Raw genomic sequence first — 26,078 nt, 5'->3', positions numbered from 1 at the left:
TCAAGTCCTATATAATATCTAGAGTTTGAGCAAAATTAATTGGCTGCATAAAATTTAAAAGTGAGGTAAATATTCATGAGTAAATTAGTTGTAATTGATCACCCCTTAGTGCAACACAAGATGGCTATGTTACGTGATAAAGATTTAGGGACTAAAGGTTTCCGTGAATTGGTAAATGAAATTACAATGTTTCTTGGTTACGAGGTAACGCGTGATTTACCAATGGAAGAAATTGAAATTGAAACACCTTTAGTTAAAACAACTCAAAATGTTATTGCTGGTAAAAAATTAGCGATTGCGCCAATTTTACGTGCTGGATTAGGAATGGTTGATGGGATGCTGTTATTGATGCCAGCAGCAAAAGTAGGTCACATTGGTATGTTCCGTGACGAAGAAACTTTACAACCACAAGAGTACTTCTTCAAAATGCCTCAAGACATTGAAGAACGTGAAGTAATCGTAGTAGATCCAATGTTAGCGACTGGTGGATCTGCCATCATGGCTATTGATTCACTAGTGAAACGTAATGTTAAAGCAGAAAACATCAAATTTGTATGTTTAGTTGCAGCGCCAGAAGGTGTGAAAGCTTTACAAGATGCTTACCCAGAAGTTGATATTTTTGCCGGTGCATTAGATGAGAAGTTAAACGAAGATGGCTACATCTTACCAGGTCTTGGTGACGCTGGTGACCGTCTGTTTGGTACCTTATAATTGTCATCAATTACATGTATATGCTACTCTTGATATACAAAACAAAGCATAAACATTTAAAACAAATAAATTAATATTAGATAGGTGATAATAAAAATGACGGAAAACATGATTGTTAAGGGTGGTCGTAAATTAAAAGGGCATGTAAGGGTTGATGGTGCAAAAAACGCTGTCTTACCTTTATTAGCAGCCACTTTATTAGCAGAACAAGGGAAGAGTCGCATTACCAACGCATCATTACTATCAGATGTATATGTAATGAACGATGTATTGCGTAACTTAAATGCGCAAGTTGATTTCGATGAAGAAAACAACGAAATTATCGTTGACGCTTCTAGTGGTCTAACCACTGAAGCACCATTTGAACTTGTTAGCAAGATGCGTGCTTCGATTGTTGTAATGGGGCCATTATTGTCTCGTTATGGTCACGCTAAATTTGCTATGCCAGGTGGTTGCGCTATTGGTTCGCGTCCAATTGACTTACATGTTAAAGGATTTGAAGCTTTAGGTGCCAAAGTAACAACTACAGCAGGTTATGTTGAAGCAAGCGCTGATAAATTAGTGGGTGCCAACATTTATTTAGACTTCCCAAGTGTTGGGGCAACACAAAATATTATGATGGCTGCTGCATTAGCTGAAGGGACAACAATCATTGAGAACGTTGCTCGCGAACCTGAAATCGTTGATTTAGCCAACTTTATCAATAAAATGGGTGGTCGCGTTCAAGGTGCCGGCACAGATACGATTAAAATCCGTGGGGTTGAAAGCCTTGAAGGAACTGAACATTCTGTCATCCCTGACCGTATTGAAGCAGGAACATTTATGGTAGCTGCAGCCATTACTGAAGGTGATGTCTACATTGAAGACGCGATTTCAGAACACAACCAACCATTGATTTCTAAATTAAAAGAATTAGGTGCGACAATTACTGAAGACGTGTCTGGTGTCCGTGTGCAAGGTTCTACCGTTTTGCATCAAACAAAAGCAAGAACTTTGCCATATCCTGGTTTCCCGACTGATATTCAATCACCATTTACAGTTGCCCAAGTTTTAGCAGAAGGTACTTCAGAAATGGAAGAAACTGTTTTTGAAAATCGCTTTATGCACTTAGAAGAATTGCGTAGAATGAACGCTAACTTTAATATTAACGGCAATACAGCTATTATGAACGGTCCTGCTAAGTTGCAAGGGGCAGCAGTAGCTGCTTCTGATTTACGTTCAGCAGCAGCCTTAATTTTGGCTGGTTTGAAGGCTGAAGGGATGACCAAAGTGTCTGAATTGAAATACTTAGACCGTGGTTACCACTCATTCGACAAGAAATTACAAGCCTTAGGCGCAAATGTACTTCGCGTGGATGTGGATGGTAAAACAGACGCAGAGCTTGCTAGTTTACTAGATTAGAATGGTCGTGACTTTATGAAATATTATCATCAATATATCAACCACCCATGGAAGAAGATTTTATTTTGGGGATTACTGTTAGTGATTGTGGGCTTCCTACTATTCATTATCGGTGGTTTGATTGGATACAGCATATCGTCTGACCAATCAGCCTTCAATTTCTTAAACCCGGCTAGCTGGAACCATGTCTTCTCATTTATACGTTAACATGACTATAAGCAATTTGAGGGGTGATTCTGTTATCACCTCTTTTTTTATATGAAAATGACAAGTGGATAGTCAAGCTAACTAGCAACAGGTGTTTACTTTCGTAGCCAACTACTGGTTGACGAGGTCTTTTTTAAGATCGCCTTATTTTTGGACTAGGATTTTTCAGGTTCAAATAATGATTCGCCACAATTTGAATCAGTTTTTTAGTGGGTCATATGTTACAATATGCTAGATATGAGGTGAGTTTATGGATGGCATTTTGCCTTTATGGAAAGAACGTGGCATGACGAGTCACGACTGTGTATTTAAAGTAAGAAAGATTTTAAAAATGAAGAAAGTTGGCCATACAGGGACTTTAGACCCTAATGTTGATGGGGTTTTACCGATTTGTTTAGGTAAGGGGACCAAATTGGTTGAATTGTTGATGGACAAAACCAAAGTTTATACTGGCGAAATTACACTAGGATTTGCAACGACAACTGAAGATTTAGACGGTGAAGTGATTGCTGAAGAATCTTTAGCCAATCCTTTTAAAGATGACCAGATTCAAGCATTGATGCATGAATTAACAGGTCATATCATCCAAATACCGCCCATGTATTCGGCGATTAAAGTCAAAGGGAAACGCCTGTATGAGTATGCCCGTGAAGGCCTTGAGGTTGAACGACCTGAACACCCGGTATTTGTCCACGACTTCAAGTTAGTGGGTCCATCTCGTTTTGAGGACGGCAAGCAAGTTTTTGCTTTTGAGGTGGTTTGTGGCAAAGGGACCTATGTCCGCACTTTAGCCAGCGACTTAGGGCGAAAACTAGGGGTACCAGCGACGATGACTAGCCTAACTCGGGACGGATCAACCCCTTTTTCAAGGGAAGATTGTCTGACCCTATCACAATTAGCAGAGGCAGTTGAAGCTGAGGATTATACTTGGTTGGTGCCAGTTGAATCGGCCTTAACAGCCTATCCAGTTTGGCAGGTTCCGGCTGAGGACAGCCACTTAGTGAAATTGGTGGAAAATGGGTCAGTCCTAGAATTAGCGACGTTACCGGCTGATTTAAGAGGTCAATTACCGGTGACGGCTTATATCGACAGCAAGTTAAAGGCGCTTTATGATGTCCATCCAAATAAAGATGGTAAAATAAAACCAAGTAAAATGTTTTAAAGATTGGACGATACTAAATGAAAACAATAAATTTACACCATCCTTTTGAACAATCAACGATCTATGGGGGCGATGTTGTCCTAGCCTTGGGTTTTTTTGATGGGGTCCATAGAGGTCACCAGGCGGTTATTCAAGCTGCTCGTGATGAGGCTGACCGTTTGCAATTACCACTAGCTGTGATGACTTTCAATATGGCACCAAGGATCATGTACCAACAAATCCATCCTGAAGGGGTGACTTATTTAACTACTTTAGCCGAGAAAGAACGATTAATGACACAACTTGGGGTGGATTACCTTTATGTCACGCAATTAACGTCATCATTCGCAGCCTTGAAACCGCAAGAATTTGTGGACCAATATATGGTAGGTTTGCATGCCAAATCGGTTGTAGCGGGTTTTGACTATACCTACGGCAAAAAGGACATCGCCAACATGCGGACCTTAGCTAGCCATGCAGCTGGTCGTTTTAACATTATTGAAGTGAATAAATTATCGGAAGATACCAGCAAGGTGGGGTCAACTGAAATTCGCCATGACTTGAATACTGGTCAAATTGACAAAGCTAACCAACAACTGGGCTATATCTATTCAATCGACGGGATCGTTGTTCATGGAGAAAAACGCGGCCGTGAGCTAGGGTATCCAACAGCTAATTTAATGGTTGCAGCAGAATCATTGATTCCAGTTGAGGGTGTCTACGTGGTTGAGATGTTGTTGAATGGGCAAGTCTACCCAGGTGTTGCTTCAATTGGGACTAATATTACCTTCGGGGAAAACCGCAAGCGTACAGTAGAAATCCATCTTTTAGATTTTAAAGGGGAAATCTACGGTGAATACGTAACGGTTTATTGGCATAAATACCTTAGACCTGAACTTAAATTTGATGGAATTGAAGGGTTGATTAAACAAATGGATCAGGATGCGGTTGATGCTGAAAATTATTTAGAAAGTTTGCAAAAATAGTATTTTTGCAAAATATGTAAAATATGACTTTGAAATGAGCGCTAGGGATTTGTCTTTGGCGTTTTTTTTGACAAAAAGTGTGCAAGTACAATCAAGAAAATGGGAAGCGTTGATATAAAAGGTTTTTAGTTAATCGTTTTTATAGATTCGATCAGACAATTTTTAGAATAGTAGTAGAATGGAATAGGAAATAAAAAATATTGGAGGAATGTCAAAATGGCATATTTGGATCGTGCTAAAGAAATTTTTGATGATGCAGTAAAGGTTCGTCGTCATTTACACGAAAACCCTGAAGTTGGTTTCGAATTACCAAAAACAACTAAACTTGTGAAATCAAAACTTGATGAGTTTGGAATTGCATACGAAAACGTAGGTGATACATACGGAATTACAGGTACATTGGGTGATTCTGCTAAGGGTAAAACTTTATTGTTACGTGCAGACATGGATGCTTTAGCCATTACCGAAAAATCTCAATCAGCATGTACATCTAAAAATGAAAATGGACACTTATGTGGTCATGACATGCACACCACTATTTTACTAATGGTTTTAAAAATGTTGAAAGAAAACGAAAACCAATTAGAAGGTCAAATCAAATTCTTATTCCAACCAGCAGAAGAAACTTTAAATGGTGGACGTGTAATGGTTGAAGAAGGTATTTTAGAAAGCCCAGTACCAGACGCTGGTATGGCATTGCATATGTGGCCAAATGGTGACAAAGTGGACGTTGAGATCCACAAAAAAGAGGCTTTAGCATCTGCTTTAAACTTTCGTATCACTATTAAAGGTGTAGGTGCTCATGGTGCAATGCCAAACAACGGTATCGATCCAGTCTTTGTGGCTAGCCAAATCATTAATGGTGCGAATGGCATTTTAGCTCGAGAATTACCATCTAACAAGGGTGCGTCATTATCTATGGGTTACATCAATGCGCCAGGTGGTGCCATCAACGTGATTCCTGATAAAGTAGTCTTAGAAGGAACTTCTCGTTCATTATTCCCAGAATCAGCAGAACACGTTTCAAAACGTTTACCAGAAATCGTTGAACATATTGGTAAAGCATTCCGTGCTGAAACTGAATATGAAGTATTGGCTGACTGTCCGTCATTAATCAACTCTGAAGAAATGGCTGAACAAGTGATGGCTTCTGCTAAAGAAGCTTTAGATGATAAATATGACGTGGTGAACGTACCACCATACTTAGCTTCTGAAGACTACGCACACATTGCTAGCAAATTGCCAGAATCAACATACTTCTTCATTGGTTGTCCATTACCAGATGACAATGGCGAAGTATACCCTGTTCACCACCCATTAGTACAATTCAACGAAGAAGCATTAATTGTTGGATCTGCTACCTTAGCAACATCAGCAACTAACTGGTTACGTGACAACAAATAAGGGTATCGAAAAATTATGCCAATCGAAAGGGCACCGCACTATTACAAATAGTTTGGTGTCTTTTTTTATAGAATTATTGTGTAAAATAGCCAACCTAACCAGTTCCAAAAGCTTGAAATCTTGAATGAAGATTCAAAAGTCAAAAAAAGTCAAAAAAAAGTTTGACTATTCTTGACAAAAGAAATGATAGGTGCTATATTATAGACATGTTAGCAGTCAGAGTTGTTAAGTGCTAATGAGGTGATAAGATGTTAACAAAACGACAAAGTTTAATTTTACAGGCGGTAATTGATCATTATTCAAAACATCAATTACCAGTCGGTTCGAAAACTTTATCTCAACATCAAGAAATAAACGCAAGTTCTGCTACAATACGTAATGAATTAGCCAGACTTGAAGATTTATCCTTGATTTCCAAAACCCATTCATCATCTGGACGAGTGCCAGCTGAGGCGGGTTATCGTTACTATATTAATCACATCATGCCATATTATGGCGGATTGATTGATTTAGAGCTCGAGGAAGAGGAAGATGCTTTACTTAGAGAGATATTCCACGATCCTTATAACGATTTGAGTCAAGTGATTCGAAAAACGGCTGCGACTTTAGCCTCGCTTTCAGAAAGCGCCGTTATTTCGATGGGGCCAGATATTACAAGGCAACGATTGGCCAATTTTCAAGTATTGTCTTTAACCGCTGACCAAGCAATGGTCATATTGGTGACGGATAAAGGTGTCATTCGCAATCAAATTGTGACATTCAACGAGGTGGTTACACCGGAATTGATTGAGGGTATTGCAGTGATTATGAATCAAGAACTTGTGGGCCTTGAGCTTGCAACGGTGATTGAAAGGCTGCAAACACACTATTTAAAAGATATTGAGCAAATGAACCGGTCTGATGAAGACAGTAATCTTTTGATTCACCGGTTTATGAATCAATTCAATAGTGATAGCATGAGGGTAAATGGTCAAAATTATTTATTTTCTTCATTAGCTGATTCAGCTAATGGGACTAGTATTGCACAATTAAGTCAATTACTAGAGGACCAATCAGTGATTACTTCACTGATTAATACCACAGACCAAGGTATCCAAGTGAGGGTGGGTAAGGAACTTAAAGATCCGACATTGGAGAATATGAGTTTAATGTCTACTAGCATGGGTACTGTAAAATCAGGTAAGTTAATCACTTTTGCGGTACTCGGTCCGGAAAGTATGTCCTACATTCGTATGGCGCAGCTTTTCCAAAGTATTTCAAAAGAAATGGTTAGATACCTGGACAATTATTATAAATCTTAGGAGGTCTATCAATTGACAAAAATGGACGACAAACAACAAGATTTAAATGTTGATGAAGAAATCAATGAAGAAATCAATGAAGAAATCAATGAAGAAGTCAATGAAACTGACGTTCAAGACGAGCAAGTTGAAACAGTAACTGAAGAAGATAGCGAATTAGCCTCTCTTCAAGCTGAATTAGCGGCTAAAGATGACCAAATTATGCGTCTATCTGCTGAAATTCAAAACATGCACCGTCGTAACCAAAATGAACGTGAAGCTGCTTCAAAGTATCGATCTCAGAATTTAGCTAAGAGTATTTTACCAGCTATCGATAACTTGGAACGCGCTTTAGAATTAGCTAAGGATGATGAGTCATCTCAGCAATTAGTGAAAGGTATCGAAATGGTACACGCAAGCTTATTACAAGCTTTATCAGAGGAAGGTGTTGAAGTCATTGACCCTAAAGGTGAAATCTTCGATCCAAACTTCCACCAATCTGTGAGTGCGGTACCGGCTGAAGAAGGACAGCAAGCTGAAGAAGTAGTGGCTGTTTTCCAAAAAGGGTATGTATTAAAAGATCGTGTACTAAGACCTGCGATGGTTTCTATTGCACAATAATTCATTTAACATATATTATAACCACAGATAAATTCATTTAAATTGATAGATTAATTAAAAAAGGAGACGTGTTTTATTATGGCAAAAATTATCGGAATTGACTTAGGTACTACTAACTCTGCAGTTTCTGTATTAGAAGGTGGCGAACCTAAAATTATCCCTAACCCAGAAGGTAACCGTACAACACCTTCAGTTGTTTCATTCAAGAATGGCGAACGCCAAGTTGGTGAGGTAGCAAAACGTTCAATGGTAACAAACCCTAACGCGATTGCTTCAATTAAACGCCACATTGGTGAAGACAACTACACTGTAGAAGTTGAAGGCAAAAAATATACACCTCAAGAAGTTTCAGCAATGATCTTACAATACTTAAAAGGTTACGCTGAAGACTACTTAGGAGAAACAGTAACAAACGCAGTTATTACTGTTCCTGCTTACTTCAACGATGCACAACGTCAAGCAACTAAAGATGCAGGTAAAATCGCTGGTTTAGAAGTTGACCGTATCGTTAACGAACCAACGGCAGCCGCACTAGCTTACGGTTTAGACAAAGTTGACGCAGACGAAAAAGTCTTAGTATTTGACCTTGGTGGTGGTACTTTCGACGTTTCAATCCTTGAATTAGGTGACGGTGTCTTTGAAGTATTATCTACTTCTGGTGACAACAACTTAGGTGGGGACGACTTTGATAACGCCATCGTAAACTACTTAATCGCTGAATTTAAATCAGAAAACGGTATTGACCTTTCTTCTGACAAAATGGCTATGCAACGTCTAAAAGATGCTGCTGAAAAAGCGAAAAAAGACTTATCTGGTGTAACGTCAACACAAATTTCATTACCATTCATTACGGCTGGTGCTGAAGGTCCACTTCACTTGGAAGTTACTTTATCTCGCGCGAAATTTGACGAATTAACTTACGACTTAGTACAACGTACAAAACAACCAGTTAAAAACGCCTTATCTGATGCTGGTTTATCTAAATCAGATATTGACCAAGTTATCTTAGTTGGTGGTTCTACTCGTATCCCAGCTGTTATCGACATGGTTAAAGCTGAAACTGGTAAAGAGCCTAACCGTTCAGTTAACCCTGACGAAGTAGTAGCTATGGGTGCTGCAATCCAAGGTGGGGTTATCTCAGGTGACGTTACAGACGTGGTATTACTTGATGTAACACCATTATCATTAGGTATCGAAACAATGGGTGGCGTGTTCACTAAATTAATCGACCGTAACACAACAATCCCAACATCTAAATCACAAGTATTCTCAACTGCAGCTGATAACCAACCTGCTGTAGATGTACACGTATTGCAAGGTGAACGTCCAATGGCCGCAGATAACAAGACATTAGGTCGTTTCCAATTAACAGATATTCCTGCAGCACCACGTGGTGTGCCTCAAATCGAAGTAACATTTGATATCGATAAAAACGGTATCGTAAATGTTAAAGCGACTGACAAAGGTACTGGTAAAGAACAACAAATTACCATCCAATCTAACTCAGGTTTAACAGACGAAGAAATCGATCGTATGATGAAAGATGCTGAAGCGAATGCTGAAGAAGATAAAAAACGTAAAGAAGCAGCAGATCTTAAAAACGAAGTTGACCAATTAATCTTCCAAGTTGAAAAAACAACTGGTGAATTAGAAGGTAAAGTTGATCAAGCTGAACTTGACGAAGCTAACGCGCTTAAAGATGAATTGAAAGCAGCGCAAGAAGCTGACGATGTTGAAGCAATGACAGCTAAGAAAGATGAATTAAATGAAAAAATTCAAGCTTTAACTGTCAAATTGTACGAACAAGCAGCGCAAGAAGCTGAAGGTCAAGAAGGCGCAGACGACTCTTCAGACAATGATGGCGATGTAGACGCTGACTTCGAGGAAGTTAACGACGATAAATAATCCATAAGTTTCAAACCCTGTCTTCTATGAGGGCGGGGTTTCTTATGTTATGATGGACTGCATAACGCATGATTCAAGGGGGAGTACAGTGTGGCTGAAAAAAGAGACTACTATGAAGTCCTTGGCGTGTCAAAGACCGCAAGTAAGGATGAAATAAAGAAAGCCTATCGAAAATTATCAAAAAAATATCATCCAGATATCAACAAAGAAGCGGATGCGGAAGACAAATTTAAAGAAATTTCTGACGCATACGAAGTCTTAAGTGATGACCAAAAACGTGCAGCCTATGACCAATACGGTCACGCAGCTACTGACGGTGGCTTCGGTGGAGGCGGCGGATTTGGTGGTGGTAGTTACCAATCTTACGGCGGCTCTGGCTTTGAAGACATCTTTGAGCAATTCTTTGGTGGAGGCGGCGGAGGCTTCAGCGGTTTCGGTGGTGGCTTCGGTGGAGGCGGCCGTACGGTTAACCCTAATGCACCGCAACAAGGTGATGACTTACAATACAATATGGACCTAGAATTTGAAGAAGCTATTTTCGGGACGGAAGAAACGATTTCTTACCGTCGTGAAGTAGACTGTACAGTATGTGAAGGATCTGGTGCTGAACCAGGTACAGCAGTGCATACCTGTCCAACATGTTCTGGTTCTGGTGTTGAAAAAGTTTACCAACAAACACCATTAGGTCGTGTGGTTTCTCAATCTGTATGTCATGAATGTTCAGGTAAAGGGAAAGTATTCGACCAAGCTTGCCACCACTGCCACGGTGCTGGACGTGAAACTGTAACACATAAAGTGAAAGTTAACGTACCAGCCGGTGTTGAAGATGGTCAAAGCATGCGTCTAAGCGGGCAAGGAAATGCTGGTAAAAATAATGGACCAGCAGGAAGCTTGTATATCGTTTTCCATGTGAAACCTTCTGAAATATTCGAGCGTGAAGGGGCAGAAATCCGCTATGTCTTACCAATTAACTTCGCCCAAGCGGCTTTAGGTGCTGAAATTCAAGTCCCAACTGTTCACGGTAAAGTATCGATGAAAGTGCCAGCTGGTACACAAACAGGTACGAAATTCCGTCTACGCGGTAAGGGTGCACCTAAATTAAATGGTAATTCAAATGGTGACCAAATAGTAACTGTTAAAGTGGTTACACCTAAGAATCTAAATGAAGAACAAAAAGCTTCATTGAGAGCTTTCGCTAAAGCTTCAAAAGACGAAGTAAGTGAAGAAGACAGAGGTTTCTTTGATAAATTGAAAGACGCATTTTCTTAATAAATGAAAAAAGTAGCACTAGTCGATCTGAACTGCACCCTGTCAAGTAGACAGGTAAATAAACAAAATTTTTGTGCCATGTATGATACTTTTCATCCATGGCTTTTTTTATGCCGGAATGCTTAAGCCCATTTTTAACGTCACCCGTTGAGTGTTATAAAACCCAATATATTGTTTAATATCATTCTCTAATTCTTCAAAGCTCACATAAGTCTTCAGCCGATACATTTCTTCTTTAATAATTCCCCAAAAGTTCTCCATTGGACCGTTATCAATGCATTTCCCCACACGAGACATACTGTGGGTGAGTTGATGTTTCTTCACAAAATTATTAAAGTCGTATGACGTGTATTGATATCCCCGATCGCTATGAATAAGCGTTTGGGTTGATATAATCTTGTCTTCAATTTGGCGAACTGTATCACGAACTAAGGCATTATCATTACGTTTCGATAGTTTAAAGGCTACGATCTTATTTTCGCCATAATCCAATATGGCACTAAGATAAGCTTTGGCGTTCTCTCCATACTTAAATTCAGTCACATCGGTTAATAAGACTTCCATCGATTGATAGTCCTTTCGGAATTCTCTATTGAGGACATTATCGGCGATATGTGCAGGATTGTGGGGCTTGTAACGATATCGTTTCCGACGGATAACAGCTTTCAAGTTCAGTAATTTCATCAAACGATAGACACACTTATGGTTTACTTTAGCGTTCATGAAGTAGTTCAGATAGATAGTTATTCGACGATAGCCATAAATACCTTTATGCTTTTCATAGACTTGAAGGATTAATTCAACAAGCTTTCGAAGCCGTTTTTCCGACGCAGTCGGCTTGCGTTTCAACCACTTATAATAACCCGCTCTGCTCACACCCAAAGCATCACAGAGATGGATTACTTTGTATCCTTCTTTTTGTAGTTTCTTGATCGTTTGGTATTCCGCTTCATACCTCGTTTGCGTGACATCAACTCTCTTTCCACTTCTTCTAACTTTTTTAACGCTACGTTCTCCGTTTCTAGATACTCATTTCGTGCTCTTAAAGCTGCATTTTCAGCCCGGATTCTTTCTTCTTCCGTTTGAACAGAGTTTGGTTTGCCGCGACCTCGTCCATCTACTAGTCCGTCAGGACCATGCTTCTTATATTTTTGAACCCATGAATACACGTTATTGTAGGATACCTGATACTTCTCAGCAGTTTTTTTATAAGATAAACTATTAGCTAGGCAGTCTTGGACTATTTTGATTTTTTCTTCTTGTGTTGATTTTTTATCTGTCATCGTATACACCTCGGATTTTGGAGAATAGCTCCTCATTTCTTCCCCTTTAGTATACTTGTTTATCCAGCTCCTGACAGTATCAACTTTTGGGATATTATATTTAACAGCTAGCTGACCTATAGGTAATCTATCTTCTAAATATTCTTTCACAACTAAGTCCTTAAATTCTTTGCTATATTTATTGTACTTAGATTTAACTTGAATCCCACTAATTCCATGCTCTTGGTATCTTAAGACTTTATCCCAAAAGGACGTCCAATTAATTAATAAACCATAGGCTTCTTTTAATTCTTTGAAACTGATTCCTTCATTCAGATACATCAAAATATATCTTTCGATTTCTTCAGTTGTATGTTTACTGTTTGAACGCATAAAAATCCCCCTAAAGTAATTTTTCTTTTTTAAGTGTCTACTTTAGGGGGAGCATATCAATCTGACTGGTGCTACTTTTTTTTCGTTATTCGTTTAGGAGGGCTTAGTTTTGGGGCTTAAAATCTGAAGGAGGCCTCCTATTGCCAGTGGATAGAATCTATCGTCGCTAATAGTGAGGGCTTTCTTAGCTACTTTCAATTGGTCATCGGAAATTCATCAACATCATTTAAATGAATTTGAATTCATTCACTATATTAATTGGTACAGAAACTTTATTAAGGCTAGGATGCCATACTTTTCAACTGATTTTTATTCGAAAAATAGCTGAAAAATTCAATCTAGCATTTACTTATTACTACAGATGGACTTGTTGATCTTAAAGCGGGCAAAATGTTGTGGTAGTGGGGTAATTTTGCTATAATGATAATTGCTGAAAATAAGAGGGGGATGGAAAATGAATATCCAAGAAATGAAAGACAGACAAGAAAAAATCAGAAATTTTTCCATCATCGCGCACATTGATCATGGTAAATCTACTTTAGCGGACCGCATCCTACAAAATACAGGGACGGTTTCTGATCGCGAGATGCATGACCAAATGTTAGATTCTATGGATCTTGAACAAGAACGTGGTATCACGATTAAGTTGAATGCCATCGAGTTAGAATATAAAGCGAACGATGGGGAAACTTATATTTTCCATTTAATTGATACACCAGGACACGTAGACTTTTCATACGAAGTTTCACGTTCTTTGGCAGCCTGTGAAGGGGCCGTATTAGTTGTGGATGCAGCACAAGGGATTGAAGCCCAAACACTTGCTAACGTATACCTAGCTGTTGAAAATGATTTAGAAATTGTACCAGTCATCAATAAGATTGACTTACCGGCAGCTGATCCAGAAAAAGTGAAACAAGAAATTGAAGACGTGATTGGTTTAGACGCTTCTGATGCTGTATTAGCTTCAGCTAAAGCCAACATCGGTATCAATGAGTTATTAGAACAAATCGTTGAGAAAGTACCTGCACCAACTGGTGAAATTGAAGCACCTGTACAAGCTTTGATTTTTGATTCTGTATACGATGCCTACCGTGGGGTTGTTTTGAGTGTCCGTGTGGAAAATGGTGTTATCCGTAATGGTGACCGAATTCAAATCATGTCAAATGGGAAAACGTTTGATGTTACTGAAGTTGGGATTATGTCACCAAAACCAATTCCGCGTGACTACTTGATGGCCGGGGACGTTGGTTATATTACTGCCTCTATTAAGACTATCCAAGATACACGGGTTGGGGATACGATCACTTTAGCGACCAATCCTGCAACCCAACCATTAGCTGAATACAAACAAATGAACCCAATGGTCTATTGTGGTTTATATCCAGTGGATTCTTCAGACTATGTTGACTTGCGTGAAGCCTTGGAAAAATTACAATTAAACGATGCTTCATTAGAATTCGAAGCGGAATCTTCTCAAGCTTTAGGTTTTGGTTACCGCTGTGGTTTCTTAGGTATGTTACATATGGACGTTATCCAAGAGCGTATTGAACGTGAATTCAATATTGACTTGATTGCGACAACACCATCGGTAATTTACCATGTTCATAAAACAGACGGCACAATGGTTGAGGTGGCTAACCCATCTGAAATGCCAGATCCGACTTATGTTGAATCTATTGAAGAACCTATTGTAAAAGCTAATATCATGGTTCCGCAAGAATATGTTGGTGCCGTAATGGAATTAGCCCAACGTAAACGTGGAAACTTTATCACTATGGACTATTTGGATGATATTCGTGTTGATGTTAAATATGAATTGCCATTATCTGAGATTGTATTTGACTTCTTTGACCAATTGAAATCAAATACTAAAGGTTACGCTTCTTTAGATTATGAATTAGGTGGCTACCAAAAATCTAACTTAGTGAAATTAGATGTCTTATTAAACGGTGACGTTGTCGATGCCTTGTCAATTATTGTACATAGAGATTTCGCTGAAAGCCGCGGTCGTACTTTAGTTAGCAAGTTGAAAGACGTTATCCCAAGGCAACAATTTGAGGTACCAATTCAAGCAGCAATTGGCCATAAAATTATTGCCCGTACAAATATTAAAGCCTTACGTAAAGACGTTACGGCTAAGTTGTATGGTGGTGACGTTACCCGTCGTCAAAAACTATTGAAGAAACAAAAAGAAGGTAAGAAACGTATGAAGGCTATAGGTTCAGTCGAAGTACCGCAAGAAGCCTTCTTAGCCATCTTAGATATGGGCGAAGAATAAAATTTAAAATGGTATATTTATGATACCAATCACTTTGGGACTAATGACGATAAATGTCATTAGTCTCTTTTTTATCATTTTTGATTTTTAAAGTATCATTTGTTGAAGGGGTGTTGGCTAGCTAGCATGCTTTTTTATTTTCAAATCACTTTAATAACCTCTTGCCTTAGAGTGCACTCTAAGGTGTATAGTTGTCCTAGACATGAGGAAAGAATCAAAGTTCCTCATCTCGTATTGCAATGATCACGGTTTTGCTAGGAGGGTTAAAGTGAAAGATGTACTATTGTTAGTAGGTGCTGGTCAGATAGGGATGGCCATTGCCCGTCGTGTCGGCATTAACCATAAGATTCTAATTGGTGACAAAAACTTTGACAATGCCATCGTGATTGCGGATAATTTGAAGGGGGCTGGATTTGATACTGTAGCCACTGAAATTGATATTGCTGATAAGAATTCAATCGTCACTTTTATTGAAAAAGGGCAATCCTACGGGGAAATTGACCTGTTGATTAACGCAGCAGGGGTGTCCCCAAGTCAAGCATCCATTGAACCTATCCTCAAGGTAGATTTGTATGGGACGGCTGTGTTGTTAGAAGAAGTGGGTAAAGTCATCAAAGCAGGTGGTAGTGGCGTCACTATTTCTAGTCAGTCAGGCTACAGGATGCCAGCCTTAACCGCCGAAGAGGACCGGTTACTAGCGACAACACCAATAGACCAATTGTTGACTTTAGACTTGTTGCAAACTGACAAAGTCAAGGACTCGCTACACGCCTACCAATTGGCTAAACGAGGAAATGAGAAACGGGTCATAGCTGAATCCCTTAAATGGGTTAAAAAGGGTGCCCGTATTAATGAGATTTCACCTGGTATTATTGTCACACCCTTAGCACTTGACTAATTTAACGACCCACGCGGCGATTTCTATAAAGATATGTTCGCGAAGAATCCAGCAGGTCGTCCAGGAACGGCGGATGAAGTGGCTAATCTAGCGTCAACCTTAATGAGCAGTGATGGTGCCTTTATTACCGGATCAGATTTCTTGATTGACGGCGGGGTAACAGCAACTTTTTATTATGGCGGTTGATTTAGCGAATAACCAAACGAAATCATTTTGATAAAGAATATTTTAAAATCAGAAAGGGCGTAATAATATGAAAGCAGCAATTTTTAATGAACCAGGAAATATGAGCGTCACTAACATGGACCGACCGCAAATTCAAGCACCACACGATGCCATTATCCGCGTTGTGCGTGCATGTGTTTGTGGATCCGACTTATGGTGGTACCGAGGTATTAATGACAAGGCTTCAGGCTCGCAAACAGGCCACGAAGCGATTGGAATTGTCGAAGAAGTTGGGGCAGCAGTTAAAAATGTCCAAGTAGGTGACTTTGTTATCGTACCATTTACCAATGGTTGCGGACACTGCGCTGCATGTAAGGCAGGATTTGACGGCGATTGCACGACTTTTACAGGTGGCGCCTTAGGTTTCCAAGCTGAATACCTACGTTATGTATCAGGAGACTGGGGGCTTGTGAAAATTCCTGGCCAACCTAGTGACTATTCTGCAGATATGTTGAAGTCATTTACCACCTTGGCAGACGTTATGGCTACCGGTTATCATGCCGCTGTCACTGCTGAAGTGAAAGCTGGCGATACAGTAGTCGTTGTGGGTGACGGGGCAGTTGGTTTGTGTGGTGTTATCGGGGCTAAATTATTAGGAGCTGAACGCATCATTATCATGAGTCGTCACAAAGATCGCCAAGATTTAGCCCTTGAATTTGGGGCAACTGACATTGTTTCTGAGCGTGGAGACGAAGGGATCAACCGAATCATGGAATTGACTGGCGAAGGTGCTGACGCTGTTTTAGAGTGTGTCGGTTCACAATTAGCCGTTGAAACTGCCGTCCAATTGGCGCGTCCAGGTGCCGTCGTTGGCCGGGTTGGTGTGCCACATATCGATGAATTAGATACCAATAAATTATTCTGGAAAAACATCGGCCTTCGTGGTGGCCGTGCAGCTGTGACAACCCATGACCGTGCAGTCTTATTAGATGCCGTTCTTGATGGGCGCATCAATCCAGGTAAGGTATTCAACATGTCCTTTGATTTAGATGACGTGCAAGAAGCTTATGCAGCAATGGACGAACGCCGTGCCATTAAATCTTTACTCGTTATTTCTGAATAACTAAATTACCATTTCCCCCTAAATGATTCACCTGTATACGGTCTGAATAGTCTTTGACAAGGATTAGATTCATATGATAGATGTGATAAAAACTTAGGGAGTTTGATTTTGGAAAAAGAACAACGAATTCAACTCTTGCAAGATATTGTGAAAATTAAATTGGTCAATGCCAATGAGAAAGAAGTGGCTAATTACCTAGCTGACCTGTTTGCAAGATATGATATTGAAACCCAACAAATTGTAGCATCCGAGTCCTTGGTACAGTTGGTGAAGAAAAATTACCCATCAATTAAACGAATATGTATGTGTTGAAGACTATTTAGGAAAAATCGTTTTATTCAAAGATGCTATCAAAGCCTATTTAAAATAATAAATGTTGTTAGCCGGAAGTGAATAGCTTCCGGTTTTTACTTGCATGTGTCCTATTTCCAAAAATCACTAGCTCGAAACCATCTTTCTTTTTGCCAAATTAAAGGTATAATGAAATAAAATAGTGAACAAAGGGTGAGTATATGATTTTATCAGGTAAGAAAATTGCTGAAGAGCAAGGAATTGGCATTAAAATAACGCCATTTAATGAAAGTCAGGTTAATCCCAATTCTTATAACTTGAGACTTTCAAATGAATTGGCCTATTACGAAGATGATGTGTTGGATATGAAGAAAAAACCAACCTTGAAATCGATTCAAATTCCTGAAGAAGGTTATTTATTAGAACCAGGCAAATTGTATTTAGGCCGTACAGTGGAATATACTGAAACGGATAAATATGTACCCATGCTTGAAGGCCGTTCATCAATTGGTCGTTTAGGTTTGTATATCCATGTGACGGCTGGGTTTGGGGATGTTGGTTTCTCTGGTTACTGGACCTTAGAAATGCACTGTTTACAGCCAATCCGCATCTATCCAAATGTTGAAATTTGCCAGATTTACTATCATACAATTAACGGTGAATATAATTTATATTCTTCTGGAAAATATGCCAACAACCAAGGGATTCAAGAATCACGCTTGTACCAAGATTTCATCCAATAAGATATTAAGGTAATTATGAATATTCTATGAAGAAAAGCCATGAATATGGCTTTTTTTGTGAAAGCAAGTGTGCTTTGACCAAACCTGACTTTGTATGCGTTATAATATATTTGTAGTTAAGGAGTGTAGAATCTGACAAGGATGTCAGGTCTAAATAACTTATATATTTTTGACAAAATGAGTAGGAGTGAATATATGAGCAAAAATAAAAAACAGAATAAAAATCGGAAGAAAGGGTTTAATTTTGGGAACTCACCTAATGGTGGTGGTTATTTCAACTTTATGAATGCCTTCTGGTGGATTATATTGGTAATCCTTGGTTTGAATTTATTATTCCCAGCCATTACTGGGATGCAGGTGGAAGAAGTGCCGTATTCTTCATTTGTGAGCCAAGTAGATGCTGGCCAGGTAGAAAGTGTTGAAATTAATCAATATGATTTAACTTGGACCGCTGAAACGGACGGCGAAACGCAAGTATATACAACTGGTAAGGTGGATGATCCTGATTTAGTTAACCGTTTGGAATCGAACAATGTGACCTACCAAACGGAAATCTACCAACCAACTTCGCCGATCATCTCATTCTTATTAACCTTTATTTTACCATTTGCCGTTATCTACTGGTTAATGGGTAAATTAATGCGGAAGATGACAGGTGGTTCCGATTCTAAAATCGACCTATCTGGTGGTGGATTTGGTGGTATGAACTTTGGTAAGTCAGATGCCAAAATGTATGTAAAATCAGATAATTCACGAAACTTTAAAGATGTGGCTGGTCAAGATGAAGCCAAAGAGTCTTTAGTTGAAGTGGTAGATTACTTGAAGGAACCGAAGAAATACCAAGAAATTGGTGCCCAAGCACCGCGTGGTGTCTTACTAGTAGGACCTCCAGGGACAGGTAAAACTTTGATGGCCAAAGCCGTTGCTGGTGAAGCTGGTGTCCCATTCTTCTCTATCGCAGGTTCTGAATTTGTTGAGATGTTTGTTGGACGAGGGGCAGCTAAAGTGCGTGACCTCTTTAAACAAGCCAACGATAAAGCGCCATGTATCGTATTCATTGATGAGATTGATACTATTGGTAAATCTCGTGACAATTCTTATTCAACCAATGACGAACGTGAGCAGACTTTAAACCAGTTGCTTACTGAAATGGATGGGTTCGAAGGCGACAAGGGTGTTATCATCCTAGCTGCAACTAACCGCCCTGAATCATTAGATAAAGCCTTGTTACGTCCTGGCCGTTTTGACCGTCAAGTGTCTATGGAATTGCCTGACTTAAAAGGCCGTGAAGAAATTCTTCGTGTCCACGCTAAAGAATATAAGATGGGTCAAAATATCGATTACCGTTACATTGCACGTGCAACTGCTGGGGCATCCGGTGCCGACCTTGCCAACATCATTAACGAAGCGGGGCTACGTGCCGTTCGCAACAAACACAAGGAAATTAGCCAAATTGACTTAGATGAATCGGTAGATGTTGTCTTGGCTGGTCAAATCAAGAAGAACGATATCTTATCACCAGAAGAACGTCGCGTCGTTTCTTACCACGAAATTGGTCACGCCCTTGTTGCGGCCCAACAATCTGGTTCAGCGCCAGTTGAGAAGATTACGATTATACCGCGTACGTCAGGTGCCCTTGGGTATACCATGCAGGTTGAAACTGGTGAGAAATCACTTTACACCAAACAAGAGTTGTACAATCAATTGATGACCCTTGCAGGTGGACGTGCCGCTGAAGAAGTGGTCTTTGGTGAAATCACTACCGGAGCTTCAAATGATATTGAAAAAATGACGAAAATTGCCCGTTCTATGGTCACTCAATACGGGATGTCGGATACTTTCGGCATGATGCAATTAGAAAGTCGCACTAATCGTTACTTGTCTGACAATACACAGAGTCAGGTATCCGGTGGTACCGCTGAAAAAGCAGATCAAGAAGTCATTGAATTGATCAAACGTGCCCATCAAGAAGCCGGCGAAATCTTGATGAATAACCGCGAAAAATTGGATGAGCTGTCTGAATACTTAATTCAAGAAGAAACCATTACCGGTCAACAATTCATGCAAATTTTAAATAAATAACAAGTAATAAAAAAGAGGCTGGGACAAAACTACTTTTGCGAAAAAAGTAGTCCCACTTTCGTTTATTTTTATAAAGTGTAGAGGCCCCCAAAAGTTAGACCAAAAATCTAACTTTTGGGGGTTTATTTTTATGGCAAAATATTCACTAGAATTTAAATTGGAAATTGTAAAACATTATCTGGGGAACTATGGTGGCTACCTAGCGGTAGCAAAGAAATATAATATACAAGATTCTATTGTAAGAAGATGGGTTAATAGCTATCAACAATTTGGAATCGAAGGACTAAAACGTAGTAAGAATCAAACTCATTACGCTGTTGATTTTAAGCTTAGTGCTGTAAAATTATATGAAACAACAGAGATGAGTTATCGAGAAGTAGCCAATTCATTAGGGATGAATAACCCTAGTTTAATTTGTAATTGGCGTACTACTATCCTCAAGAAAGGCGCCGATGGCTTATCAGAACAGAGAGGTAGGCCACCGAAAATGGGTAAACGGAAGAAAGCTGATAAGAAAGTATTTCAGGATCCAAAGAATATAACTAGAGAAGATGTAAACGTTGAGTGTCTGAGACAACTTGAAAACGAAAATCGTGATTTGAGAATCGAGAATGAATTTTTAAAGGAATTAGGGAGATTGCAGGAAGCAGAGAAACAGCAACAAAGAAACAAATAGTTCCAGCAATCTACAATCTCCATACTATTAGTAAATTCAAATTAGTTGATATTTTGAGAGTAACTGGCTTTCCAAAGGCAACTTATCACTATATTAGGAAGCAATCTAAACGCCCAGACAAGGATAAGGTTTACAAAGACGCATTACTAAAACTAAGAGAGAAAAATAAAGATTATGGGTATAAAAGACTGACTCCCGAGTTAAAAAAATTAGGTTATCATATAAATCGGAAGAAAGTATTACGCTTAATGCGTGAATTAGGCATTCTTGTAACTACCTTCTCACACAAAAGCAGAAAGTATAAGTCTTATAAGGGAACTGTAGGGAAAGTAGCATCAAATCGTTTAAAACGACGTTTTAACACATCAGTTCCACATCAAAAAATTACGACTGATACAACTGAATTCAAATACTATTATATGGACCAGTTAGGCAACACTCAGACAGGCAGACTTTATTTAGATCCTTATATGGATTTATTCAATAGCGAAATCATCAGTTTTCAAATAACAAAACGGCCTAACGGTGAAAGTATGATGGAAGCTTTGAAGGCAGCTATAGAACGTACAAATGATTGCATATTCAGAAGAACTTTTCATTCAGACCAAGGCTGGGCTTATCAAATGAAACGGTATTCAAAAACTTTAAAAGATAATGATATCTTCCAAAGTATGTCTAGAAAAGGGAATTGTTATGACAATTCACCAATGGAAAATTTCTTTAGTATACTCAAACAAGAAATGTATTATGGTCAAACTTATCATAGTTTTGAAGAATTGGCCGAATCAATTACCAACTATATTAACTATTATAATGAAGAACGAATTAAAGAGAAACTAGAATGGCTAAGCCCCGTCCAGTATCGCAGCCAATATACTAATTCCATTGTCTTTTCATAGTTTCACACAAAGTTTCAATCTATCAAGAGTCGCTCCGCTACTACTCTTGACAGATTGAAATTTATGAGAAGTATTGTCGACAACAGGAATTAAGCCAAATTGCATGTATTAAGAAAGAGCTGACCAATCGGTCAACTCTCATAAAATTTAGTCTAACTTTTTGGGTCCACTATATCGCAAACTAATGGAGTTTATGGATTTTTTATTCTAGCAAATTCAGTTTCATTTTTGTAGATTAAACCTCACGGAAGCTTTGGTTTAGCTGAATTAATTGTGAAATCAGATTGCCATATACACCAGATTCACTTGATTTGGTTATTGATTGGTAGACATCACGTGAAATGCACGGAAGTTTTTCTTGCAGTGATTTTCCTTTCTCGGTCAGCTGAATAACCAATTGCCGTTCGTCGGTGCTAGCTCGTATGCGATGCAATAGTCCTTGTTTTTCCATCTTTTTTAATAAAGGGCTTAGCGTGCCCGAGTCTAGAAATAGCCGCTCACCGATTTGTTTTACAGATAAGTTGTCCTCGATAGCCATTAAGGTAATAAAGCCTGTGTAGGTCAAGTCGACTTCATCTAAGAAAGGTTTGTACATGCGAATGCTTTCTTTTGAAGCAACATAAAGTTGAAAACATAATTCATTTTGTAATGGATTGTCATTTGCGTTCATTTGAAGCAACTCCTTTCTTTTTATTTTAACAGAAACAAATTATTTCTCAAATACAATTAAATTGTGTACAATGTATTCAGTAAGGTAAAACCAAACAAATGTCAGAAAGTAGGAATAGATATGAAAAAAGTTTTTTCAACAAAAATGATTAATACAGGCGGACGTAACGGTGAGGTTCATTCTCCTGATAATTCTTTTGAAATGACAATCGTTGCTCCAGGACACAAAGTAGCAGGTGCGACAAACCCAGAACAATTATTTGCAGCTGGATATAGTGCTTGTTTTAACAGTGCTTTGGATTATGTGAAAAAACAAGCACAAGTAGATGGTGAATCAACTATTGAAGTAACTGTTTCACTATACAATTTGAGCCAAACTGCATTACCTGATGTTCAATTAGGTGTTGAAATCGAAGGCCGCATTGAAGGAATTACTTTAGAAAAAAGCCAAGAATTATTAGAAATCGCACACCAAACATGCCCTTATTCTCGTGCAACTCGTGGAAATATTGAAGTATCAGTAAAAGCAATCTAATTTTATTTGAAAGGATGAAGCAAGATGACAACGACAAAAGCAGTCGTAATTAATCAATACGGCGGGAAAGAACAACTGACAGATGCAACTGTGACGTTACCTGAGTTATCCGCTCATCAAGTGTTGGTTAAAGTAAAAGCAACTTCGGTAAATCCACTTGATTGGAAGTTACGTGAAGGATATTTGCAACAAATGATGCCATGGGAATTCCCGATTATTTTAGGCTGGGATGTTGCAGGTATCATTGAAGAGGTAGGTTCACAGGTTTCTGACTGGAAAGTTGGTGATAGGGTTGCCGCTAGACCAGATACGACTCGGTTTGGTACGTATGCAGAGCACACAATTGTTGATGATCATCTTCTAGCAAAATTACCGGAAGAAGTATCATTTAAAGATGCAGGTGCACTACCTTTAGCTGGTTTGACCGCTTATCAAGCACTATTTACCCATGGGAAACTTCAAGCAGGACAAAAGGTGCTCATTCATGCTGGAGCTGGTGGCGTGGGAACATATGCGATTCAATTAGCGAAAGAAGCTGGCGCGTATGTAATTACTACGGCTAGTCCGAAAAATCATCAGCTATTAAAAGAATTAGGTGCTGATGAAGTGATTGATTATCATACGACTGATTTTGAGACTACTTTAAGTGAGATTGATTTGGTTCTTGACACAATGGCAGGAGAGGTACAACGAAAAAGCATCACTGTACTGAAGCCTGAAGGACGTTTAATCAGTATTCTTTCGATAGACGAAGATCCACGGATTCAAAAAAAAGGGAATCATGCTGAGGCTATCTGGCTGAAACCAAATGGCGAAGAATTAGCATCCTTAGTTAAGCTGATGGCTGAAAAGAAACTAAAAAGCGTGATTGGCGCTGAATTTCCGCTGAACCAAGCGGGGATTTATGCTGCACATGAACTCAGTGAAACGCACCATGCAGTAGGAAAAATCGTGCTAGTTGCTGAAACTGAATCAAATGCATATTAGGTCAAAAATGATCACGAATAGCAAGTATCATAGTAATTCCTTGCTATGTTACTTGCTTTTTTTGGTTCTGTTGCAAAGTTTTAAATAAAGAATAAAATCCCTTACGGTATCTATGATTTAAGCTGGGATTCCCAATAATATCTTGATTTCAGTACAGACCGAAAACCCGAAGAGAGTGCCTTCTTTTCGGGTTTTCTTATATAATCCTCGAATGGCTTCCATGCCTTTAATCGTGGTAGAGGCAGTGCGTAAACTTCGATAGAATTTATTGCGTCTCTTTACTGGACGATGGTCTTGTTCAATCAAATTATTCAGGTATTTAATGGTACGATGTTCTGTCCCTTGATAAAAGCCACCGTATTCTTTTAGTTTCTTAAAGGCACTTGTAATAGAGGGGGCTTTATCTGTGACTACAACCTTCGGTTCATCAAACTGCTTCACTAACCGCTTAAGAAAAGCATAGGCTGCTTGTGTGTCCCGTTTTTTACGTAACCAAATATCCAAGGTTAAACCATCTGCATCGATGGCTCGATACAAATAATGCCATTTTCCTTTAATTTTGATGTACGTTTCATCCATTTTCCATGAATAAAAGGATTTTTTATTTTTCTTTTTCCAAATTTGATAGAGTAGTTTGCCATATTCTTGCACCCAACGATAAATCGTCGTATGAGAAACGTTAATGCCACAATCATATAAGATTTCTTGAACTTCACGATAGCTAAGGTTATAACGAAGATAGTAGCCCACGGCTACAATAATCACATCCTACTGAAATTGCTTTCCTTTAAAATGATTCATCGTCATTCCTCCTGCTATCTTTTTCTATTATGCTACCTTATTTGATAGTAGATTTAAAACTTTGCAACAGAACAAATCATTTTATGAAAGAGACGCGTGAGAGAACCAGTCAAACAGAATTAAGCTATTAAAATACATACGTATATACTTGGATCATTTAATACATACGTATATACTATATGTATGAGGTGATAAATATGAAAATGATTCAAAGAAGTACACGTAAATCGGGACACAGCGTGATTACGACACTCCCACCCGATGTCTTACAGCAACTCAACTTAAACGTGGGTGATCCCATTGAATATGTTATCAAAGGTGGTCGCGTTGAAATCCGTAAAGCTGCCGAAAAAGAAGACGATTTTTTAGCAACGGTTAACGCAGTGATGGATGACTACACTGTTGCACTTGAAGGACTCGTTAGCCGATGATCCGTTATTTAACTGAACGGGAATTAGTTATGATTAATACGCTGCAGATTCAACGCTACAGCCCTGAGGAGCAGATCGGCGTAAAGGAGCCAACCGCTTTGAATATGTGTGTCGCTTTACCGAAACAGGCTGTATTTGATAAAGAACTTTATCCGACTCTGTTTGATAAAGCAGCCATATTGTACCAAAAACTAGTTCAGAAACACTGTCTTTACAATGCCAATAAGCGGACCGCATTGGTTGCGGTTCATACATTTTTACGTTTAAACGGTGTGACGTTAAACGTTAGCAATAAAGAAATAGAAGACTATACGGTAGCGATTGCTACAGATAAAGACCTTACATGGGAAGCTATTTCTTCATGGCTCGAAGTGCATTCAAAATAGATTAATATTACAGCAATTAAAAAGGAGCGAACTGTTATGTTCTGGCTAATGAAGCTCCATTAGGCACCTTTGAAAGGGGGACTTAATGGGAGTAGGAGTTTTCGTAAATTTCCTAGAAATAAGTACAACAGAAGCCACATGAAAAAGATTTTTAACCGTGGTTTAAGACGAAAAATAAACCACGGCTTATTCGATGATTGTTTGTTAGCTGGGAATGAGTATCGCAAAGTTTACAGTCGTTATGATATTTCAGAAGGATACGCTCTCTATCCGTTATACAGAGCAATTCAACCGGTCATTAAAGTTGAGATACCTGTCATTTTTTATAATACTGTCGGATTTAAGGAGAATTTAATTATGGTAGATTCAAATATTATAAATTTAACTCCTATAGTTGGAAAAGTATTAATTTTTTATCTTTGAGTTATAAAATAGCTGTACAGGGTAAATAAGCTAACTACGAAATTTAATAGGAAATCTGTAACTACGAGTTTAGCGACCATAGTATTGACATTTTAAAGAAATTTTGCTATT

Annotated in this window: 24 protein-coding genes and 2 pseudogenes; 22 read left to right on the top strand and 4 right to left on the bottom strand. The window is 38.8% G+C overall.

Translation table 11 applies throughout. The features are described 5' to 3' along the window. Positions 1-75 precede the first annotated feature (75 nt). The 10 genes from upp to dnaJ all read left to right on the top strand — a co-directional run bounded on the left by upp (position 76) and on the right by dnaJ (position 10,925). Positions 76-711 carry a uracil phosphoribosyltransferase gene (upp, locus tag AWM76_RS05695; RefSeq protein WP_003141304.1) on the top strand — a complete coding sequence of 212 codons (636 nt, stop codon included), beginning with the start codon at positions 76-78 and terminating at the stop codon, positions 709-711. Positions 712-807: 96 nt separating this feature from the next. Then, positions 808-2,112, top strand: coding sequence for a UDP-N-acetylglucosamine 1-carboxyvinyltransferase (gene murA, locus AWM76_RS05690; RefSeq protein WP_003141305.1), 1,305 nt, complete (start codon positions 808-810; stop codon positions 2,110-2,112). A 15-nt stretch (positions 2,113-2,127) separates the two neighbouring features. Continuing rightward, a complete protein-coding gene (locus AWM76_RS10415; protein ID WP_003141306.1) occupies positions 2,128-2,319 on the top strand; it encodes a DNA-directed RNA polymerase subunit beta in 192 nt (63 codons plus the stop codon). Positions 2,320-2,569: 250 nt separating this feature from the next. Beyond that, positions 2,570-3,481: a tRNA pseudouridine(55) synthase TruB gene (gene truB / locus AWM76_RS05685; protein WP_003141307.1), complete on the top strand. Its 912-nt coding sequence runs from the start codon at positions 2,570-2,572 to the stop codon at positions 3,479-3,481. A 17-nt stretch (positions 3,482-3,498) separates the two neighbouring features. After that, positions 3,499-4,446, top strand: coding sequence for a riboflavin biosynthesis protein RibF (gene ribF / locus AWM76_RS05680; protein WP_003141308.1), 948 nt, complete (start codon positions 3,499-3,501; stop codon positions 4,444-4,446). A gap of 216 nt (positions 4,447-4,662) precedes the next feature. Next, the gene (locus AWM76_RS05675) at positions 4,663-5,850 is read left to right on the top strand and encodes a M20 metallopeptidase family protein (protein ID WP_003141309.1); all 1,188 of its coding nucleotides are present in this window, start codon (positions 4,663-4,665) and stop codon (positions 5,848-5,850) included. A 248-nt stretch (positions 5,851-6,098) separates the two neighbouring features. Next, positions 6,099-7,151, top strand: coding sequence for a heat-inducible transcriptional repressor HrcA (gene hrcA, locus AWM76_RS05670; RefSeq protein ID WP_003141310.1), 1,053 nt, complete (start codon positions 6,099-6,101; stop codon positions 7,149-7,151). Positions 7,152-7,163: 12 nt separating this feature from the next. Next, positions 7,164-7,751, top strand: a complete 588-nt coding sequence (gene grpE, locus AWM76_RS05665) for a nucleotide exchange factor GrpE (RefSeq protein WP_003141311.1) — start codon at positions 7,164-7,166, stop codon at positions 7,749-7,751. A gap of 78 nt (positions 7,752-7,829) precedes the next feature. Next, complete coding sequence (gene dnaK, locus AWM76_RS05660; RefSeq protein WP_003141312.1) at positions 7,830-9,656, top strand: molecular chaperone DnaK; 1,827 nt, start codon at positions 7,830-7,832, stop codon at positions 9,654-9,656. Positions 9,657-9,746: 90 nt separating this feature from the next. Further along, positions 9,747-10,925, top strand: coding sequence for a molecular chaperone DnaJ (gene dnaJ / locus AWM76_RS05655; protein WP_003141313.1), 1,179 nt, complete (start codon positions 9,747-9,749; stop codon positions 10,923-10,925). A gap of 108 nt (positions 10,926-11,033) precedes the next feature. On the opposite strand, the pseudogene AWM76_RS05650 reads toward dnaJ, so the two are convergent. Then, positions 11,034-11,867, bottom strand: a pseudogene (locus AWM76_RS05650) (IS3 family transposase); the annotation flags it as partial. Beyond that, entirely contained in the window at positions 11,825-12,208 is a 384-nt protein-coding gene (locus tag AWM76_RS10965; RefSeq protein ID WP_172545084.1) for a helix-turn-helix domain-containing protein, read from the bottom strand. The pseudogene AWM76_RS05650 and the gene AWM76_RS10965, both read right to left, overlap by 43 nt. An 826-nt stretch (positions 12,209-13,034) precedes the next feature. Here AWM76_RS10965 and lepA point away from each other — a divergent pair. From lepA to AWM76_RS10410, 7 genes and pseudogenes are all read left to right on the top strand, one after another. Further along, the gene (lepA, locus tag AWM76_RS05640; protein ID WP_003141566.1) at positions 13,035-14,858 is read left to right on the top strand and encodes a translation elongation factor 4; all 1,824 of its coding nucleotides are present in this window, start codon (positions 13,035-13,037) and stop codon (positions 14,856-14,858) included. A gap of 268 nt (positions 14,859-15,126) precedes the next feature. Next, positions 15,127-15,942: pseudogene (locus AWM76_RS05635) on the top strand (SDR family oxidoreductase). A 67-nt stretch (positions 15,943-16,009) separates the two neighbouring features. Continuing rightward, entirely contained in the window at positions 16,010-17,044 is a 1,035-nt protein-coding gene (locus tag AWM76_RS05630; RefSeq protein WP_003141562.1) for a zinc-binding dehydrogenase, read from the top strand. 108 nt (positions 17,045-17,152) lie between these two features. Then, entirely contained in the window at positions 17,153-17,356 is a 204-nt protein-coding gene (locus AWM76_RS05625) for a hypothetical protein (RefSeq protein ID WP_039934948.1), read from the top strand. Between the two features lie 200 nt (positions 17,357-17,556). After that, on the top strand, positions 17,557-18,078 hold the full coding sequence (gene dcd, locus AWM76_RS05620) for a dCTP deaminase (protein WP_003141559.1): 522 nt from the start codon (positions 17,557-17,559) through the stop codon (positions 18,076-18,078). A 195-nt stretch (positions 18,079-18,273) separates the two neighbouring features. Beyond that, a complete protein-coding gene (gene ftsH / locus AWM76_RS05615; RefSeq protein WP_106427269.1) occupies positions 18,274-20,160 on the top strand; it encodes an ATP-dependent zinc metalloprotease FtsH in 1,887 nt (628 codons plus the stop codon). 130 nt (positions 20,161-20,290) lie between these two features. Next, positions 20,291-21,735, top strand: a protein-coding gene (locus AWM76_RS10410) for an IS3 family transposase (protein ID WP_420869276.1) whose coding sequence is annotated in 2 segments (ribosomal slippage) — positions 20,291-20,833 and positions 20,836-21,735 — 1,443 coding nt in all. Because the reading frame shifts where the segments join, the coding sequence is not laid out codon by codon here. 235 nt (positions 21,736-21,970) lie between these two features. On the opposite strand, the gene AWM76_RS05600 is transcribed toward AWM76_RS10410, so the two are convergent. Further along, positions 21,971-22,405, bottom strand: a complete 435-nt coding sequence (locus AWM76_RS05600; protein WP_003143882.1) for a MarR family winged helix-turn-helix transcriptional regulator — start codon at positions 22,403-22,405, stop codon at positions 21,971-21,973. Positions 22,406-22,525: 120 nt separating this feature from the next. On the opposite strand from AWM76_RS05600, the gene AWM76_RS05595 reads away from it, so the two are divergent. Further along, positions 22,526-22,939 carry an Ohr family peroxiredoxin gene (locus tag AWM76_RS05595; protein ID WP_039936072.1) on the top strand — a complete coding sequence of 138 codons (414 nt, stop codon included), beginning with the start codon at positions 22,526-22,528 and terminating at the stop codon, positions 22,937-22,939. 24 nt (positions 22,940-22,963) lie between these two features. Beyond that, positions 22,964-23,926 carry an NADP-dependent oxidoreductase gene (locus tag AWM76_RS05590; protein ID WP_003143880.1) on the top strand — a complete coding sequence of 321 codons (963 nt, stop codon included), beginning with the start codon at positions 22,964-22,966 and terminating at the stop codon, positions 23,924-23,926. A gap of 117 nt (positions 23,927-24,043) precedes the next feature. On the opposite strand, the gene AWM76_RS05585 is transcribed toward AWM76_RS05590, so the two are convergent. Continuing rightward, the gene (locus tag AWM76_RS05585; RefSeq protein WP_235585475.1) at positions 24,044-24,691 is read right to left on the bottom strand and encodes an IS6 family transposase; all 648 of its coding nucleotides are present in this window, start codon (positions 24,689-24,691) and stop codon (positions 24,044-24,046) included. A gap of 233 nt (positions 24,692-24,924) precedes the next feature. Between AWM76_RS05585 and AWM76_RS05580 the strand changes: the two genes are divergently transcribed. The 3 genes from AWM76_RS05580 (at position 24,925) to AWM76_RS05570 (ending at position 25,967) form a co-directional block, all read left to right on the top strand. After that, the gene (locus AWM76_RS05580; protein ID WP_039934567.1) at positions 24,925-25,158 is read left to right on the top strand and encodes an AbrB/MazE/SpoVT family DNA-binding domain-containing protein; all 234 of its coding nucleotides are present in this window, start codon (positions 24,925-24,927) and stop codon (positions 25,156-25,158) included. Further along, positions 25,155-25,544, top strand: coding sequence for a type II toxin-antitoxin system death-on-curing family toxin (locus AWM76_RS05575; protein WP_003140885.1), 390 nt, complete (start codon positions 25,155-25,157; stop codon positions 25,542-25,544). Before AWM76_RS05580 ends, AWM76_RS05575 begins: the two co-directional genes overlap by 4 nt. Positions 25,545-25,682: 138 nt before the next feature. Continuing rightward, positions 25,683-25,967: a hypothetical protein gene (locus AWM76_RS05570; protein ID WP_003140883.1), complete on the top strand. Its 285-nt coding sequence runs from the start codon at positions 25,683-25,685 to the stop codon at positions 25,965-25,967. Positions 25,968-26,078: the final 111 nt, after the last annotated feature.

Source organism: Aerococcus viridans (assembly GCF_001543285.1).
Classification (GTDB): Bacteria; Bacillota; Bacilli; order Lactobacillales; family Aerococcaceae; genus Aerococcus; species Aerococcus viridans.
Note: the sequence above shows the minus strand (reverse complement) of the source record. Positions and strands in the feature narration are given on the sequence as shown.